This window comes from Nonomuraea sp. B5E05 (assembly GCF_039880665.1).
Classification (GTDB): Bacteria; Actinomycetota; Actinomycetes; order Streptosporangiales; family Streptosporangiaceae; genus Nonomuraea.
This window is the reverse complement of the sequence record NZ_JBDPMJ010000010.1, coordinates 127,597-143,562: the sequence shown is the minus strand read 5'-3', so window position 1 is coordinate 143,562 and position 15,966 is coordinate 127,597. Positions and strand designations below refer to the sequence as shown.

The 15,966-nt window shown below is 72.1% G+C and carries 16 protein-coding genes; 9 read left to right on the top strand and 7 right to left on the bottom strand.

Annotated features, from left to right (window positions below):
• Window positions 1-95 precede the first annotated feature (95 nt).
• From ABGB01_RS20320 to ABGB01_RS20290, 7 genes are all read right to left on the bottom strand, one after another.
• The gene (locus tag ABGB01_RS20320; protein WP_347775111.1) at window positions 96-1,538 is read right to left on the bottom strand and encodes an amidase; all 1,443 of its coding nucleotides are present in this window, start codon (window positions 1,536-1,538) and stop codon (window positions 96-98) included.
• Window positions 1,539-1,595: 57 nt separating this feature from the next.
• Window positions 1,596-2,399, bottom strand: coding sequence for an amino acid ABC transporter permease (locus ABGB01_RS20315; RefSeq protein WP_347775110.1), 804 nt, complete (start codon window positions 2,397-2,399; stop codon window positions 1,596-1,598).
• Window positions 2,396-3,064 (bottom strand): amino acid ABC transporter permease, encoded by a 669-nt coding sequence (locus ABGB01_RS20310; RefSeq protein WP_347647493.1) that lies wholly within the window; start codon window positions 3,062-3,064, stop codon window positions 2,396-2,398. The genes ABGB01_RS20315 and ABGB01_RS20310 overlap by 4 nt, the downstream gene beginning before the upstream one ends.
• 4 nt (window positions 3,065-3,068) lie before the next feature.
• A complete protein-coding gene (locus tag ABGB01_RS20305; protein WP_347775109.1) occupies window positions 3,069-3,896 on the bottom strand; it encodes a glutamate ABC transporter substrate-binding protein in 828 nt (275 codons plus the stop codon).
• An 8-nt stretch (window positions 3,897-3,904) separates the two neighbouring features.
• Complete coding sequence (locus tag ABGB01_RS20300; RefSeq protein WP_347775108.1) at window positions 3,905-4,648, bottom strand: amino acid ABC transporter ATP-binding protein; 744 nt, start codon at window positions 4,646-4,648, stop codon at window positions 3,905-3,907.
• An 81-nt stretch (window positions 4,649-4,729) separates the two neighbouring features.
• The gene (locus ABGB01_RS20295; protein WP_347775107.1) at window positions 4,730-5,557 is read right to left on the bottom strand and encodes a glutamate ABC transporter substrate-binding protein; all 828 of its coding nucleotides are present in this window, start codon (window positions 5,555-5,557) and stop codon (window positions 4,730-4,732) included.
• Window positions 5,554-6,240 carry a response regulator gene (locus tag ABGB01_RS20290; protein ID WP_347775106.1) on the bottom strand — a complete coding sequence of 229 codons (687 nt, stop codon included), beginning with the start codon at window positions 6,238-6,240 and terminating at the stop codon, window positions 5,554-5,556. Before ABGB01_RS20290 ends, ABGB01_RS20295 begins: the two co-directional genes overlap by 4 nt.
• Before the next feature lie 158 nt (window positions 6,241-6,398).
• On the opposite strand from ABGB01_RS20290, the gene ABGB01_RS20285 reads away from it, so the two are divergent.
• The 9 genes from ABGB01_RS20285 (at window position 6,399) to ABGB01_RS20245 (ending at window position 15,934) form a co-directional block, all read left to right on the top strand.
• Window positions 6,399-9,227: a response regulator gene (locus tag ABGB01_RS20285; RefSeq protein WP_347775105.1), complete on the top strand. Its 2,829-nt coding sequence runs from the start codon at window positions 6,399-6,401 to the stop codon at window positions 9,225-9,227.
• A gap of 548 nt (window positions 9,228-9,775) precedes the next feature.
• The gene (locus ABGB01_RS20280) at window positions 9,776-10,063 is read left to right on the top strand and encodes a hypothetical protein (protein ID WP_347775104.1); all 288 of its coding nucleotides are present in this window, start codon (window positions 9,776-9,778) and stop codon (window positions 10,061-10,063) included.
• On the top strand, window positions 10,063-10,941 hold the full coding sequence (locus ABGB01_RS20275) for a hypothetical protein (RefSeq protein WP_347775103.1): 879 nt from the start codon (window positions 10,063-10,065) through the stop codon (window positions 10,939-10,941). Before ABGB01_RS20280 ends, ABGB01_RS20275 begins: the two co-directional genes overlap by 1 nt.
• A 65-nt stretch (window positions 10,942-11,006) precedes the next feature.
• The gene (locus ABGB01_RS20270) at window positions 11,007-11,318 is read left to right on the top strand and encodes a YbaB/EbfC family nucleoid-associated protein (RefSeq protein WP_347775102.1); all 312 of its coding nucleotides are present in this window, start codon (window positions 11,007-11,009) and stop codon (window positions 11,316-11,318) included.
• Window positions 11,319-11,539: 221 nt separating this feature from the next.
• Entirely contained in the window at window positions 11,540-12,454 is a 915-nt protein-coding gene (locus ABGB01_RS20265; RefSeq protein WP_347775101.1) for an ATP-binding cassette domain-containing protein, read from the top strand.
• Window positions 12,451-13,242 carry an ABC transporter permease gene (locus tag ABGB01_RS20260; RefSeq protein ID WP_347775100.1) on the top strand — a complete coding sequence of 264 codons (792 nt, stop codon included), beginning with the start codon at window positions 12,451-12,453 and terminating at the stop codon, window positions 13,240-13,242. Before ABGB01_RS20265 ends, ABGB01_RS20260 begins: the two co-directional genes overlap by 4 nt.
• 10 nt (window positions 13,243-13,252) lie before the next feature.
• Window positions 13,253-14,401 (top strand): histidine kinase, encoded by a 1,149-nt coding sequence (locus ABGB01_RS20255; RefSeq protein ID WP_347775099.1) that lies wholly within the window; start codon window positions 13,253-13,255, stop codon window positions 14,399-14,401.
• Window positions 14,392-15,036 carry a response regulator transcription factor gene (locus tag ABGB01_RS20250; RefSeq protein ID WP_347775098.1) on the top strand — a complete coding sequence of 215 codons (645 nt, stop codon included), beginning with the start codon at window positions 14,392-14,394 and terminating at the stop codon, window positions 15,034-15,036. The genes ABGB01_RS20255 and ABGB01_RS20250 overlap by 10 nt, the downstream gene beginning before the upstream one ends.
• 76 nt (window positions 15,037-15,112) lie before the next feature.
• Window positions 15,113-15,934 carry an aldo/keto reductase gene (locus ABGB01_RS20245; RefSeq protein ID WP_347775097.1) on the top strand — a complete coding sequence of 274 codons (822 nt, stop codon included), beginning with the start codon at window positions 15,113-15,115 and terminating at the stop codon, window positions 15,932-15,934.
• The last annotated feature ends 32 nt before the right edge of the window (window positions 15,935-15,966 follow it).

Below are 15,966 nucleotides of genomic sequence, written 5' to 3'. Positions count from 1 at the left end.
CCCCGTCCTGGGCGGTGCGGCCCGGCCCGGGCGGTGCGCCTCGGCCCCGGGCACGGCGCCCGGCAGGGCGCGCCGAGCATGCCGGGCGTTCGCGATCAGGAGTGCGTTAGGCGGGCGGCCACCTCGAACAGCAGCCTCTCCTGACCAGGACGGCAGACGAGCTGCAGCCCCACCGGCAGGCCGCTCGGGCTGTCCATCGGGCCGTTCGGGCTGTCCGGGCCGTCCACCAGTCCGGCCGGTACGGTCAGCGCGGGCAGGCCGAGCACGTTCCACGGGCTCGTGTACGCCAGCAGGGCGGCCCGGACAGCGATCTTCTCCCCGTCGAGCACGGCCTCGCGCTGCCCGATCGGAGGCGCGGTCATCGGCACGGCCGGCAGCGCGAGCACGTCATGGCGGCCGAACAGCTCTCCGACCGTCCGGGCGAGGCGCTCGCGGGCGGCCATGGCGCGCACGTACCGCCAGCCGGGTACCTCCTCGGCGGCCCGCAGGCGGTCGAGCACCTCGGCGTCGAACAGCTCGGGCGCATCGGCGAGGCGGTCAGCGTGCACGGCGGCGGCCTCGCAGCTCTGGATCGTCGTGTACGTCTCCCGCAGTTCGCCGCCGGCGCCGGCGGGGAGCCTGACCTCCTCCTCCGCCCCCGACGCCGCCCGCGCCGCACGCACGACGCGCGGGTCCCCGGGGAACAACCCGGCCGGATCGAGCCACGCCACCCGCACCCGGCCGGCGTTCAGCCCCACGTTCTGCCCGGAGCCCAGCCCGGCGTCCTGCCCCGCGACCTGCCCCGCGACCTGCCCCATGTCAGGCCCGGCGTCCTGCCCGGTCAGAGCGCGGTAGGCCAGCAGGCAGTCGCGGGCGTCGCCGGCGAGGACGCCGACGTGGTCGAGCGTGCGCGACAGGGGGAAGACGCCGTCCGAGGGGATGGCGTCGTACGCGGGCTTGAACCCGGCGATCCCGCACAGCGCGGACGGAATGCGGACGGAGCCGCCCGTGTCGGTGCCGAGCGCGAGCGGGACCATGCCCGCCGCCACCGCGGCCGCGCTGCCGCCGCTGGAGCCGCCCGACATGCGCGCGGGATCCCGGGGGTTGCGCGAGGGCCCGGTGGCCGAACGGTCGCCCGTGGGGCCGTAGGCGAACTCGTGGGTCGTGGTCATGCCGACGATGACGGCGCCGGCCTGGCGGAGCCGCGTCACGCAGGCCGCGTCCTGGTCGGGGACGTGCCCGGAGAAGTGCCGCGACCCCATGGTCGTGGTCAGGCCGGCGACCATGATGAGGTCTTTCACGCCGACCGGGATGCCGTGCAGCGGGCCCCGGTCGGTGCCCCCGGCCAGCTCGCCGTCGGCCCGCCGGGCGGCTTCCAGCGCCCCGGCGGCGTCCACGGTGACGAACGCGTTGAGCGCCGGGTCGAGGCCGGCCACGGCGTCGAGCGCCAGCCGGGCCAGCTCGGTCGCGGTGGTGCGCCCCTCGCGCAGGTCCTGGCCGAGCGCGGCCACGGTGCGCCCGGCGAACGGTCCGGACTTGATGGACTGTGGGGATGGCATGCGTCCCTTTGTACGACATCCCGCTCGCCTCCCGCCGAGCACCCCCCCGCTTCCGGGCTAGGATCGGCGGGTGGCGCTCAGGCGGTGGGCGAGGCGGTCGAGGCTGAGGTTGATGAGGATGAAGATGGCCGCGATGAGGATCGCCGCCGGGATGACGTTGGAGAAGTTGGCCGCGATCCCGTTCAGACCCCGGTCCACCAGCTCGTCATAGCCGACGATCAGCCCGAGCGCCGAGTCCTTCAGCAGCACCACGAACTGGCTGACCAGGGCCGGCATCATGGCCCGCAGCGCCTGCGGCAGCAGGACGAGCCGCATCACCTGCCCCTTGCGCATGCCCATCGCGTACGCCGCCTCCCGCTGGCCGCGCGGCAGGCTCTGCACCCCGGCCCGGATGATCTCCGCGATCACCGACCCGTTGTAGAGGGTGAGCCCGAAGACGACGGCGCTGAAGGCGGAGATGTTCGTGCCCAGCAGGGCGAACGACCCGAAGAAGGCGAAGAAGATGAGCAGGAGCAGCGGGACGGACCTGAAGAACTCCACCACGGCGGCCGCGGGCACCCGGACCCACCGGTGGTCGGACATCCTGGCGGTGGCGAACACGATCCCGAACAGCCCGGCCAGCACCACTCCGGTCACGGCCGCGGCCAGCGTCCCGGCCAGGCCAGGCAGGATGAACGTGGCCCACACGTCGCCGCGCAGCAGCGGGGTCCACTTGTCGGCGGCCCACTGGTCCTTCTCGTCGAAGCGCACGAAGACGAAGTACGCCACCGCCAGCAGCACGATCGCCACGCCCGCGGCCAGCGTCCGGTTGCGCCGGATCCCGCGCGGCCCGGGGGGCTCGTAGAGGTTCGCGTACGTCATCGTGCCACCGCCATCCGCCGCGACAACCAGCCGAACGCCAGCCCCATGGGCAGGCACAGCAGCACGAATCCGGCGGCGAAGCCGAAGAAGATCTCGATCACCTGGTCCCCGTACGTCTCGATCATCTCGCGCATCCGCACGGACGCCTCGCTCACGCCCACCACCAGCGCGATCGTGGTGTTCTTGGTCAGCGCGATCATGATGCTGCCCAGCGGCGCCACGACGGAGCGGAACGCCTGCGGCAGCGTGATGAGCCCGAGCGTCTTGACGAAGCCGAGCCCCAGCGACCTGGCGGCCTCGGCCTGGCCGACCGGCACCGTGTTGAGCCCGGAGCGCAGGGCCTCGCAGACGAACGCCGAGGTGTAGGCGGTCAGCCCGATGACGGCGAGCCAGAAGTTGTTGGTCGCGATGTCGTCGGACAGCTCCACCCCGAGGTTCGCGCCGACGCCGAGCCCGGTGAAGAGCAGCACCAGGGTGAGCGGCGTGTTGCGGGCCACGGACACGTAGACGCTCGCGGCGCCGCGCAGGGAGGCCAGCGGCGCCACCCGCATGGCCGTCAGCAGCACCCCCAGCACGAGCGAGCCGAGCGCGCTGACGGCCGTCAGCCGTACCGTCATCCAGAACGCGGCGAAGACGGTGTCGCCCTCGATCAGCAGCGCGTCCATGGGGTCAGTACCGCTCCAGCTTCGGGGCCTGCGGCAGGGTGAAGCCCGAGGAGCCGACGCTGGCCTGCAGCGCCTTCGTCCAGCTCCCGTCGGAGAACATCTTCTCCAGCGCGTCGTTGACCGCCTTGCGCCCGGCCGTGTCGTCCTTCTTCAGCCCGATGCCGTACTTCTCGGTGCTGAACGGCTTGCCGACCACCTTGAGCTTGCCGCCGTGCTGGGCGGCGTAGCCGGCGAGGATCACGTCGTCGGTGGTGATGGCGTCGAGCTGGCCGCCGAGGACGCGGTCCACGCACGCCGAGTACGTCCGCTCCTCCTGCAGCTGCACCTCCTTGGCGTACTCCGTCTTGACCTTCTGCGCCGGGGTGGAGCCGGCGACGGAGCACAACTTCTTGCCGTTGAGCGCCTCCGGGCCGGTCAGCGCCGCGTCGGCGGCCCGCACCAGCAGGTCCTGCCCGGCCACGAAGTACGGTCCGGCGAAGGACACTTTCTGCTTCCTGGCGTCGGTGATGGAGTACGTGGCCACCACCATGTCCACCTGGCCCTGCTCGATGAAGGCTTCCCGGTTGGCGGAGACGGTCTCCTTCCAGGTGATGTCCTTCGCCTCGACCCCGAGCTGCTTGGCCACGTAGGTGGCGACCTCGATGTCGAATCCGGAGAAGTCACCGTTGGGGGTGCGCAGCCCGAGCCCGGGCTGGTCCGCCTTCACGCCGATGACCAGCTTCTTCTCGTTCTTGGCCTTGTCGACGACGGAGGCGTAGCTCTCCTGGCCGCCGCCGCAGGCGGTGGCCAGCGTGACGACGGCGAAAACGGCATAGAGGGATCTGCCGAACATGACACTCCTTAGTGGGTGAGGATCTTGGCGAGGAAGGACTGGGCGCGCTCGCTGCTCGGGGCGCCGAAGAAACCGTCAGGGGTGTCCTGCTCGACGATCTCGCCGTCGGCCATGAACACCACACGGTCGGCCGCGCGCCTGGCGAAGCCCATCTCGTGGGTGACGACGACCATGGTCATGCCCTCGCGGGCCAGCGCCGTCATCACCTCGAGCACCTCGTTGACCATCTCGGGGTCGAGCGCGGAGGTGGGCTCGTCGAAGAGGATCACCTTGGGGTCCATGGCCAGCGCCCTGGCGATGGCCACCCGCTGCTGCTGCCCGCCGGAGAGCTGGGCGGGGAACTTCGCCGCCTGGCCGCCGATGCCGACCCGGTCGAGCAGTTCCCGGGCCTTGCGCACGGCCTCGTCCTTGGGCCGCCTGAGCACGTGAACCTGCCCGAGGACGACGTTGTCCAGGACGGTCTTGTGCGCGAACAGGTTGAAGGACTGGAAGACCATGCCCACTTCGGCGCGGAGCCGGGCGAGCTGCCGCCCCTCGGCGGGCAGCGGGGTCCCGTCCACGCTGATCGTGCCGGAGTCGATGGTCTCCAGCCGGTTGATCGCGCGGCACAGGGTCGATTTGCCCGCTCCGGACGGGCCGATGATCACTACGACCTCGCCCTGCTTGACGGTCAGGTTCACGTCCCTGAGCACATGGTGCTCGCCGTAGCGCTTGTTGACCTGGTCCAGGACGATCAGGTCCGCCTGGGTCATGCGTCACGCTCCTCGTGTCGGTCAGCGTTGGCGTAACCGTAGGAGGCGCGTGTTCCGCGCAAAGGCTTGTGAGCGTTCTGCTCAGCGATTAGCGGGTTTCGACGATTCCGAGGTGGCGCCGGAGATCCCGATGGTGGACATGAAGGCGCGGTCCCACTGCCCGTCACGCAGCCAGCGGGCGATCAGCTCGTTGAGGTAGTCGCGGAAGACGGTGTCCCGCTTGCGGACCCCCATCCCGTACGGCTCGCGCCCGAACGGCTTGCCCACGAGCCGCAGCGTGTCGGGATGCTGGGCCTTCAGCCCGTGCAGGATGGTGTCGTCGGTGCTGACCGCGTCGATGCGCCCGGAGATGAGCGCCGGCACGCACACGCTGTAGACGTCGACGACCTCGAGGTCGGCGCCGGGCAGCAGGGTGCGCAGCCGATCGACGGACGTGGAGCCCTTGGCCGTGCAGACCCGCTTGCCGTCGAGGTCGGACACTTCACGGATGGTGGAGTCGCCGGACCTGACGAGCATGTCCTGCCCGGCGTAGTAGTACGGGTCGGTGAAGGTGACCAGCTCGGCCCGGGCCGGCGTGATCGAGTACGTGGCGATGACGAGGTCCACGACCTCCTGCTTGAGGAAGTTCTCCCGCTCGCGTGACACGGTCTCGACGAAGCGGATGTTGCGCTCGCTGCCGGTGAGGTCCTTGGCCACCAGCCGGGCGATCTCCGCGTCGAAGCCGGTGATCCGCCCGCTGGCCGGGTCCTTGTAGCCGAACAGCGGCTGGTCGAACTTGATGCCCACGGTGAGGACGCCGCGATCCCTGACCCGCTTCATGGTGGAGCCCTCGGGGAACGGGCTCCCCTCGCCGCAACCTGCGGCCAGCAGGCATAACAGCACGGCGAGCAGCGCCCTGAGCGCGGTCACCGTACGCGGTACCGGTGCTGCGGGCGCCCGGTGGGGCCGTACCTCGGCCGCCCCTCCACCAGGCCACGCTCGGCCAGGTGCTCCAGATAGCGGCGGGCGGTGGCCCGGCTGACGCCGATCAGCTCGCCGAGCTCGTGCGCGGAGGCGTCCTCGTCGACGCCGGCCAGCGCGTCGAGCACCGCCTGCTCGGTGGCGGCGGTGATGCTCTTGGGCCGGGCTCCCTGGTCGAGGTGGAGTGAGCGGAAGATCCGGTCGATCTCCTGCTGCTCGGCGAAGCGGCCACCCGACTCCAGCTGCGCGACCGTCGCCGCGTACCGCAGCAGCGTCTGTTCCAGCGTGCTCGCCCGGGTCGGCTTGACCAGGTAGTACAGGGCGCCGCGCTGGATGGCCGCGCGGACCGTGGCGGACTCCTTGCGGCCGGAGATCACGATGACGTCGGCGGGCGGCTGGTCGGGCCGGCGCAGCCGGTGTGCCACTTCCAACCCTGGCAGGTCCGGCAGGTGCAGGTCGAGCAGGACCAGCCGGGGCGCGAAGCGGGCGGCGGCGGCGAGCGCCGCGTGCCCGCTGTGGGCGATGCCCACCACCCTGAAGCCCAGGACCCGGTTCACCTGCGCGTGCAGTGCCGCGGTGACGACCGGATCGTCGTCCACGATGAGAACGGTGATGTCCCTGGGCTCAGGCATCGCCACGCTCCTCGTCCAGCTATTAGGGGGTCCTAGCAGCTTAGGGGGCTTTTATCACAAAAGATCGACTTTTGCTTCTTCTGCTCATCACGATCCGCCGTTGACGCCCGTTTCCTCCTAATCTGTACGCGGACGACAGCGGGAAGGGACGGACGCCGGTGAGATGGCTGCTCGCGGTCACGGCCCTGTGGACGTTACTCGGCCTGCTGCCCCTGGCACTGCTCACCTCCTCCAGCATCTCCCTGTCGGAACAGGCGGTGCGCGACGAGGTCACCGACCGGGTCAGGACCACCGCCTCGGTGAGCCGGGTCGTGGTGGAGCAGCAGATGGACTCCCTCAAACAACTCGTCACCGCGTTCGCGCAACGCCCCCAGGTCCGCGAGGCCGTCGGGCGCGTCACCACGAAGTCCATGCGCGGCTTCCTCGACCAGCTCGAACGGCAGCGCGACGGCGTCAGCGGCCTCATCCTGATCACGCCCGACGGCGACATGATGGGCGCCGAGCCGCCGAGCGGCCTGCCCCAGGACATCGGCAACACCGACTGGTACCGCGCCGTGCGCGACCGGCGGCAGGCCCACGTCTCGCAGGCGTACACGCCCACGATGGTCGGCGTGTCCAGGGCCGTCGCCGTGGCCGCGCCCATCCCGAGCGTCGACGGCGAGCGCATGCTCGGCATCCTCACGGTCGTCTACAGCCTGGACGCCATCCAGAAGTTCGCCGAGCAGGCCGCGAACGCGCAGGGCATCAGTCTGCTGATCACCGACCAGGCAGGCGTGCTCGTCGCCGACCCAGGCAGGAAGCTCTACGCCCTCACCTCCCTGCGCGAGGACCCGCGGGTCGACGCGGCGCTCGCCGGGCGCACCTGGAACGGCACGTTCCGCGGCATCGACGGCACGGTGTTGTCGGCGTCCGAGCCGATCCCCGGCATCGGCTGGACGGTCACCGCCGAGGTGCCGGCCGCCGCCGCGCTGGCCTCCGCGGAACAGCTCAGGTCCAACGTGCTCGCCGTCGCGGCCCTGCTGGCGCTGCTCATCCTCATCGGCCTCGGCCTGCAGATCCGCAGCGAGCACGGCCGCCGCCGGGCGCAGGCCACGCTGGCCAGGTACGCGGCCGAGCTGGCCGCCGCCAGGGACGACGCGGTCAGCGCCTCCAGCGCGAAGTCCGAGTTCCTCGCCAAGATCAGCCACGAGATCCGCACCCCGATCAACGGCGTGCTCGGCATGAACTCCCTGCTCATGGGCACCCGGCTGGACGACGAGCAGCGCCACTACACCACCACGGCCCAGGGCGCGGCCCGGAACGTGCTGCGCCTGCTCGACGACTTCCTCGACCTGTCCAGGATCGAGGCGGGCCACCTGCAGGTCGAGGCGGCGCCGTTCGACCTGCCGCGGCTCTGCGACGAGGTGGTCGCGCCCTTCGCGCCGCACGCCTACGAGCAGGGGCTCTGGCTCACGCTCCGGCTCGACGAGGGCGTGCCGCGGCAGGTGGCGGGCGATCCCGCGCGGCTGCGCCAGGTGCTCACGAACCTGGTCGGCAACGCGCTCAAGTTCACCGTCCAGGGAGGGGTCGACCTGCACGTCACGCTGGACGAGGGCAGCCCCGGCGACGAACGGGCGGTGCTGCGGTTCGCGGTCGCCGACACCGGGATCGGCGTCGGCCCTGACGACCGTGATCGGGTCTTCGGCGTCTTCCGCCAGGTCGACTCGCCGATCACCCGCAGGACCGGCGGCAGCGGCCTGGGCCTGGCCATCAGCAGGCAGCTCATCGAGCTCATGGGCGGGCGGATCGGGCTGGACAGCGTGGAGGGCGTGGGCAGCCGGTTCTGGGCGACCCTGCCGGTCGACGTCCTGACCTGGTCGGAGCCGAAGCCCGAGGCGCTGGAGGGGCGGCGCGCGCTCGTCGCCGACCCGCGCCCCCAGGACCGCACCCTGGCAGGGAGGTCCCTGGCGGAGGCGGGGCTCGCCGTGGAGGAGACCAAGGACGAGGCGTCCGCGCTGACGCTGCTGCGGGCCGCCGCCGAGAGCGGACGGCCGTACGAGCTGGCGGTCGTCGCCCTGGACCTCGGCGAGTCGGAGTCGCTCGCGCACGTGATCCTCACCGACCCGCTGCTCCAGGCCACCAGCGTCGTCGTGGTCGTGACGCCGGGCCGCTCGGGGTTCGCCTGGCCGGGCGCCTCAGGGGAGCGCGCCGTGCAGTCGATCACCCGGCCGCTCAGCCGTCGCCGGCTGCTCGCCGCCGTGGAGAACGCCCTGGGCACCGCCGATGCCCCCGGCGACCCCGGCGAGGGCGCGCAGGCCGAGGGGAAGGACGGCGGCACGCGCATCCTGGTGGCCGAGGACGACGAGGTGAGCCGCCAGGTGGCGATGCTCATCCTGGAGCAGGCCGGGCACGAGGTCGAGACCGTGGACGACGGCGAGCAGGCCGTGCGGGCCGTGCTGGCCGGCGGCTACGACCTCGTGTTCATGGACTGCCAGCTGCCCGTGCTCGACGGGCTGGCCGCGACCGCGGAGATTCGCGGCCGGGAGGAGGGGCACACCCCGATCATCGCGATGACCGCCGCGGCCATGCCGGACGACCGGATCCGGTGCCTGGAGGCGGGCATGGACGACCACCTGGCCAAGCCGGTCGACTGGCCCAGGGTGCTGGCCAGGATCCCGGAGTGGGCGGCGTACTCGAGCCTGCCGCCGGAGCTGGCGGGCCTGTCGCCGGAGGCGGTCGCCGACGTGGCGCAGGCCTACCTCGCCACCGCGACGCGGACGTTCGACGAGCTGCGGCGGGCGGGGGAGGCCGGCGACGCGGCGGAGACGGGCGCGCTCGCCCACCGGCTCAAGAGCGCCTGCGCGACCGTTGGCGCCGTCCGCGAGGCGGCGTTGTGCCAGCGTGTCGAGGACGCGGCCCGTACGGGGACCCTCGAGGGAGAGGCGATCGATGAGCTGGGCGAACTGCTCGCGGAACCGCCCTCATGGATGAACGCCCTTTTAACATGAATTAGCGCTATATTCCTGGAGATTAACCCTGTGCGAGGTTCGTCGCCGTCACTGTTTCCCTGTCGTCGCGTGATCGCCTACTGGTGAAGGAGGGGTCGATGGCGGATCCGTCCAGTGAGCCCGGCCCGGCAACCACCCCCGGCCCCACGGCCTCGCCCACCGCGTCCCCTACCGCGTCCCCTACTGGGCCCCCCACCGGCAGCCCCAGCCCGCCGGGATCCCCGACGCCTTCGGAAACCCCGACGCCATCGCAAACCCCGACGCCATCGCAAACCCCGGCGCCATCGCAAACCCCGGCGCCATCGCAAACCCCCACTCCTTCGGGCACCCCGACGCCGTCGGACGGCCCGGCCCCGCAGCCTTCGCCGACCCCGAGCGGCACACCGTCCCCGTCGGAGAGCACGACGACCGACCCCGCCCCGCCGCCGGAGCGCGCGCCCGCCGGGCAGGCCCCGCGGTCCCCGGCCGCGGGCTCCCGCGACCAGGTCCAGATCGACTGGCGGTCGATCCGCGAGCTCGCCCGGCTCTTCGACGAGACCGGCGACGAGGTGGTGGCGTTACAGCGCGGGGCGGCAGCGCTGGCCGGCACGTCCGGCCTGGTCGGCGGTGACGACCAGGGCCACACGTTCGCCGAGTGGTACGCCGACGGCTACGACTCCCTGACCGACGCCATGCGCCGCATCGCGGACAAGAGCTTCGTCTCGGCGGCCGGCCTGCGCGACTTCGACGAGCTGTGGGACTACCTGGAACAGCAGATCATCCGGTCGCTTCCTGAGATCCCCGACCTCGCGCAGCCGCCGATCCCGCAGGCGCCACCGCCCAGGGAAGGCGCCTGATGCTCGACCCCTTCCAGGCGCTCGCCTGGTTCGCCGGAGTACACGTGCCCGAGGCCGACACGTCCAACCTGAGGGCGCGCGCCAAGGCCCTGCGCGACCTGGCCGGCTCGATCGGCAGGGTCGCCGCCCGCACCGAGATCGCCGTCGCCGCGGCCCGCGGCCAGAACGACAGCAGAGCCGTGGACCGGTTCGCGGACGTGTGGCCATTGGAGCTCGCCCCCCGCTACAGGGCCCTGCAGGAGGAACTGCACGAGCTGGCCGACGGCTGCGACGAGTACGCCGACGCGGTCGACAGCCACCGGGAACAACTCTGGATCATCGGCACCCAGTTGGCCGCCCTCGCCTTCACCATGATGTTCGGCTTCATCTATCCGGCGGCCAGGTTCGCGGCGCAACGCGCGTTCAACATGCTGGTCGCCAGGGCCAAGCTGGAGCGCACCCTGTTCCAGAAGATCGTCAAGATGATCCTGGAACAGCGGATGGGCAAGCGCCGCGTCGGCACCTACCTCGTGCGCGAAGGGCTCGACGCGCTGGCCGACTCCGTCACGTGGGCCGTGCTCAAGACCGGCGTGCACGCCGCCAGCTCCGCCGCCACCGGCCAGCCCATGGGCAACCTCTTCGAGTACGCGGGCAAACACTTCGCCGCCGAGCTGGCCTACAACGGCGGCATCAAGGCCCTGAGCGACGTGCGCAGGTTCTTCCCCGCCACGAAGGTCACGGAGACGCTGCTGGGCACCGACTCGGCAGGCCGGTTCTTCCGCCGCACCCTTTCGGCGTCCACCATCTACCCCCTCGTCATCAGCGGGGAGCTGAGCGCGGCAGGGTCCCTGCGCTCGGCGATGGCGCACGCGCCGAGAGCGTTCATCTTCAAACGCTGACCGAGGAGCGAGTTGACTTCCTCCCCAGGGCTGAAGCCCGGGGTCTCCACGCTTAAGGAGATTCGATGACCACACCACCGCCCACCGGCGACCCCGAGCTCGACCGCGTCCTCGCCGAGATGGCCGCCCAGACGGCCGGGTTCGAGGAGGTAACCCGCCGGCTGCAGGAGACCAGGGGACGCGGCGAGAGCGCGGGCGGGCAGGTCGCCGTCGAGGTCACGCCCGCCGGGTCGCTGGCCGCGCTGCACATCGACCCCCGCGCCATGCGGCTGGGCTCGAAGGCGCTGAGCGAGGCCATCGTGGAGGCGTACCGGCTGGCCGAGGAGGATGTGACGGGCCAGTCGTTCGACATCGCCAAGACCGTCACCGACCCCTGACGGACGCGCTCAGGAGCAGTCGCAGCACGCGCAGCGGTCAGTGCGCGTGACGGCGCCGAACGTGCGGGCCACCGCCCGGCGTGCCTCGGTGCCGAGCAGGATAGGGCCCGAGGCTTTCAACCGGCCTGCATGGTCATGACATGGTTTACGGCTTTCCTCCATCGAGGTCGGCGGATCGCCCCCATGGTGGCCGCAGCGGTGGCTGCCTAGCGTGGGGCAGCGTGATCAGTCTCAAGAACCTGAGCAAACGGTACGGCGACCGGCTCGCGGTCGACGACCTGTCGCTGGACCTGAAACCGGGCGCGGTGACCGGCTTCCTGGGCCCCAACGGCGCCGGCAAATCGACCACCATGCGGCTGGTCCTCGGCCTCGACCGGCCCACCTCCGGCACGGCTCTGATCGGCGGCGTCCCGTACCAGAAGATCAGGAACCCGCTGCGCACGGTCGGCGCGCTGCTCGACGCGCGCGCCCTGCACCCGGGGCGCAGCGGTCACGCGCACCTCACGGCGCTGGCGCGCGCCAACGGCATCGCGCGGCGGCGGGTGGCGGAGGTGCTGGAGGCGGTCGGCATGGCGGGCGCGGCGCGCAGGCCCGCGGGAGCGCTGTCGCTGGGCATGAGCCAGCGGCTCGGCATCGCGGCGGCACTGCTCGGGGATCCCGAGGTGCTGATGTTCGACGAGCCCGTCAACGGGCTCGACCCGGACGGCGTGCGGTGGGTGCGCGGGCTCATGCGGTCGCTGGCCTGCGAGGGCCGCACGGTGTTCGTCTCCAGCCATCTGATGAGCGAGATGCAGCTCACCGCCGACCACCTCGTGGTGATCGGCAAGGGACGGCTCATCATGGACGCGCCGCTGGCCGACGTCATCGCGGGCAGCTCCCTCACGGCCGTGCTCGTACGCACGCCGCACGCGGGAGACCTGGCCGAACGCCTGCGTGCCGCCGGCATCGCGGTGGACCGGCTCGGCGAGAACGAGCTGGAGGCCACGGGCGCCGCCGTCGAGCGGGTCGGCGACCTGGCGTACGAGGCCGGCGTCCGCCTGCACGAGTTGCGCACCCGCGAGGCGTCGCTGGAGCAGGCCTACCAGGAGCTGACGTCGCGGAGCGTCGAGTACGGCGCGGGGAGGGCCGGGGCATGAGCACGTTGTGGCAGGCCGTCGGGGCCGAGTGGGGCAAGTTGTGGTCCGTGCGGTCCACGTGGTGGTGCCTGGCCGGCGCGCTGGCGCTCATGGTGCTGAGCGCGATCACGCTGGGGGGCGCGACGGCCACCGAGGCGCTGCGCGAGGGCGGCGCGGGCGTGCGGATGACGGCCGGCGATCCGGTGGTGTCGGCGACGTCGTTCGTCCAGTTCGCGATGGTGGCGGCGGCGATGCTGGTGATCACGTCGGAGTACGCCTCGGGAAGCATCCGGGTCACGTTGCAGGCCACTCCCGGCCGCGGCGTGGTGCTGGCGGCCAAGGCGCTGGTCGTGGGGCCCGTGATGTTCGCGGCCGGGGTGGTGTCCGGTGCCGTGGCGGCGGCGTCCGTCCACGCGGTGTTGTCGGCGGACGTGTTCGGGGGCCTGGTCGTGATGCCGATCGGCGAGGTCGTGCCCGACGTGCTCGGAGCGGGGGTGTTCCTGGCGCTCGTGTCGGTGATGACCGTGGGGGTGGGCGCCGCGCTGCGCAGCGCGGCGGGCACGCTGACCGTGGTGTTCATGTTGCTCATGGGCCTGCCGCTGCTCCTGCTGATGACCGGCGCTCCGGTGGCCCTGGACGCCTCCATGCGCCTTCCGACGTTCGCCGGGCTGGCCTTCATGGGCAGCACGGACAACCTGACCGGCGGGCCGATCCCCTACTCCGCGGGGGAGGGGCTGGCCTGGCTGCTCGCCTGGACGGCGGCGGCGCTGGCGGCCGGATTCGCCGTGCTGCGCCGCCGTGACGCCTAGACTCGCGTCCGTGCAGGGGACCATGGTCGTTCGTTCGCTGGCCGGGGTCCTCCTGGGGATGGTCCTCGGCCTCGCCGAGCTGGCATTCCTCGTCATGGCGTGGCCCGCGGCGCTGATCCCGGCGGCCCGGCCGCTCGCGGCGCGGGGGCGGGACCGGCTGGTGGCCGCCGAGCGGGCCAGGCTGTCCCGGTGGCTCGGCCACGAGACGGCCCGGCCGGACGGCGGCTACGCGTTCCTCGCCGCCCGCGCCGCGCTGGGCGTCCTGAGCGGCTATGTCTGCGCGGCGGCCCTGTTCGTCGGCGGGCTGCTGCTCGCCGGCGGGACGTGGGAGCTGATCGCGGGCGGGTCGGAGGCGGTGCCGCTCAACCTGCCCGGCGTGCGGCTCGTCACCAGCGGCTGGACGCTCGGGCTGACCGGCGGGACCGTGCTGCTGGCGGTGACCGGCCTGCTCGTGGTGGGGGTCGCGGCGCTCGAACGGCGGCTGGCCGCCCGCTTCCTCGGCCCGGGGGGCGAGGAGCTGATGCGCAGGCGGATCGCCGAGCTGACCGCCACCCGCTCGGGCATCGTCAGGGCCGTGGACGACGAGCGGCGCAGGATCGAGCGCGACCTGCACGACGGCGTGCAGCAGCGGGGCGTGGCCCTGGCCATGCTGCTCGGCCGCGCCCGGCACACGCGCGACCACGACAGGACCGCCGAGCTGGTCGGCCAGGCCTACACCGAGGCGCGCCGCCTGCTGGACGAGCTGCGCAGCGTCGCCTGGCGGATCTACCCGACCGCCCTCGACGAACTGGGGTTGCGGGCCGCACTGGCGGGCGTCGCCGAACGGTCGAGCGTGCCGGTGACCGTGCACTACGGGCTGGCCGGGCGGCCCGTCTCCGAGGTGGAGACCGCGCTCTACTTCGTGGCCCGCGAGGCGATCACGAACGCGATCAAGCACGCCGGCGCCCGTGACATCCTGGTGGTGCTGGACGAGGACGATCAGGTGGTGAGCGTGGCGATCTCAGACGACGGCGAGGGCGGCGCCGACCCCTCGGGCGGCGGCCTGTCCGGGCTGGCCAGGCGGGTCATGGCCCTCGACGGCGTGTTCACCGTCGACAGCCCGCCCGGCGGCCCCACCAGGATCACCGCGTCGCTGCCGAAGGCTCCGCCGTGCGGGTGATCCTGGCCGACGACTCCGTGCTGCTGCGCGAGGGGCTGACCCGGCTGCTCGACGACGCGGGCCACGAGATGGTCGCGGCCGTCGGCGACGCGCCCGCGCTGCTCGACGCCGTCGAGCGCCACCGGCCCGACGTGGCGGTGGTCGACGTGCGGATGCCGCCGACGCACAAGGACGAAGGGCTGCGGGCGGCGCTGGAGATCCGCGGGCGCCTGCCCGGCGTCGGCGTCCTCGTCCTTTCCCAGTACGTCGAGCAGCACTACGCGGCGAGACTGCTGGCCGGGCCCGCCGAAGGGCTCGGCTACCTGTTGAAGGACCGGGTCTCCGAGGTGGGCGAGTTTCTCGACTCGCTGGAGCGGGTGCGTACGGGCGGCACGGCGTTCGATCCGGAGGTGGTGCGTCAGCTGCTCGCCCGCACCACCCACGCCGACCCGCTGAGCAGGCTGAGCCCGCGTGAGGGCGAGGTGCTGCGGCACCTGGCGCAGGGCTTCGTCAACGCCGCCATCGCCGAGCGCCTGCACGTCTCGCTCAGCACCGTGGAGAAGCACGTCAACGCCATCATGGACAAGCTCGACCTGCCCCGTGATCCTGGCTACAGCCGTCGGGTGCTGGCCGTCCTGCGTTACCTCGAGGGCTGACCCTGCTTAGAGCGACGCGGGGTACAAATGCGACAAAGGTGGTTGTTCCGGGTGGGCATCGGGCAAGGATGTGGCCATGACCATCATGCTTTGCGACGGCCGCCCGATGCCGCGTCTCGGTCTGGGCACGTGGCCCATGAACGACGACGGAGCGCATCAGGCCGTGAGACACGCCATATCGCTCGGCTACCGGCTGATCGACACCGCCGCCAGCTACGGCAACGAGACCGGCGTGGGAGCCGCCGTGGCCGAGGCGAGCGTGGCCCGCGACGACCTGTTCATCACCACGAAGCTGCGCGGATCCCACCACGGCTACGACGCCGCCATGCAGGGCTTCGAGGAGAGCCGGGCCAGGCTCGGCCTCGACTACGTCGACCTGTACCTGATTCACTGGCCGCTGCCGGGTCGCGACCTCTACGTCGACACCTGGCGCGCCTTCGTCGAGCTGCGCGAGCAGGGCCTGGCCCGCTCGATCGGCGTCTCCAACTTCACCCCCGCGCAGATCGAGCGGCTGGCCGAGGAGACCGGCGTCCTGCCGGCCGTCAACCAGGTCGAGCTCCACCCCGGGCTGGCACAGCGCGAGCTGCGCGCCTGGCACGCCGAGCACGACATCGTCACCGAGTCGTGGAGCCCGCTCGGCCGCGGCTCCAAGCTGCTCGACGAGCCCGTCGTCGCCGACCTCGCCATCGCCCACGCGCGCACCCCCGCGCAGGTCGTGCTCCGCTGGCACCTGCAGCTCGGCGCCGTGCCGATCCCCAAGTCGGCCCACCCCGAGCGCATGCGGCAGAACCTGGAGGTGTTCGACTTCAGCCTGTCGGACGCGGAGATGGCGAGGATGGCCGAGCTCGACGGCGGTGGACGGCTCGGCGGCGATCCCGACACCCACGTCGAACTCTGACTGATGTCGCGGACGGCGGGTCCCCGATCGTC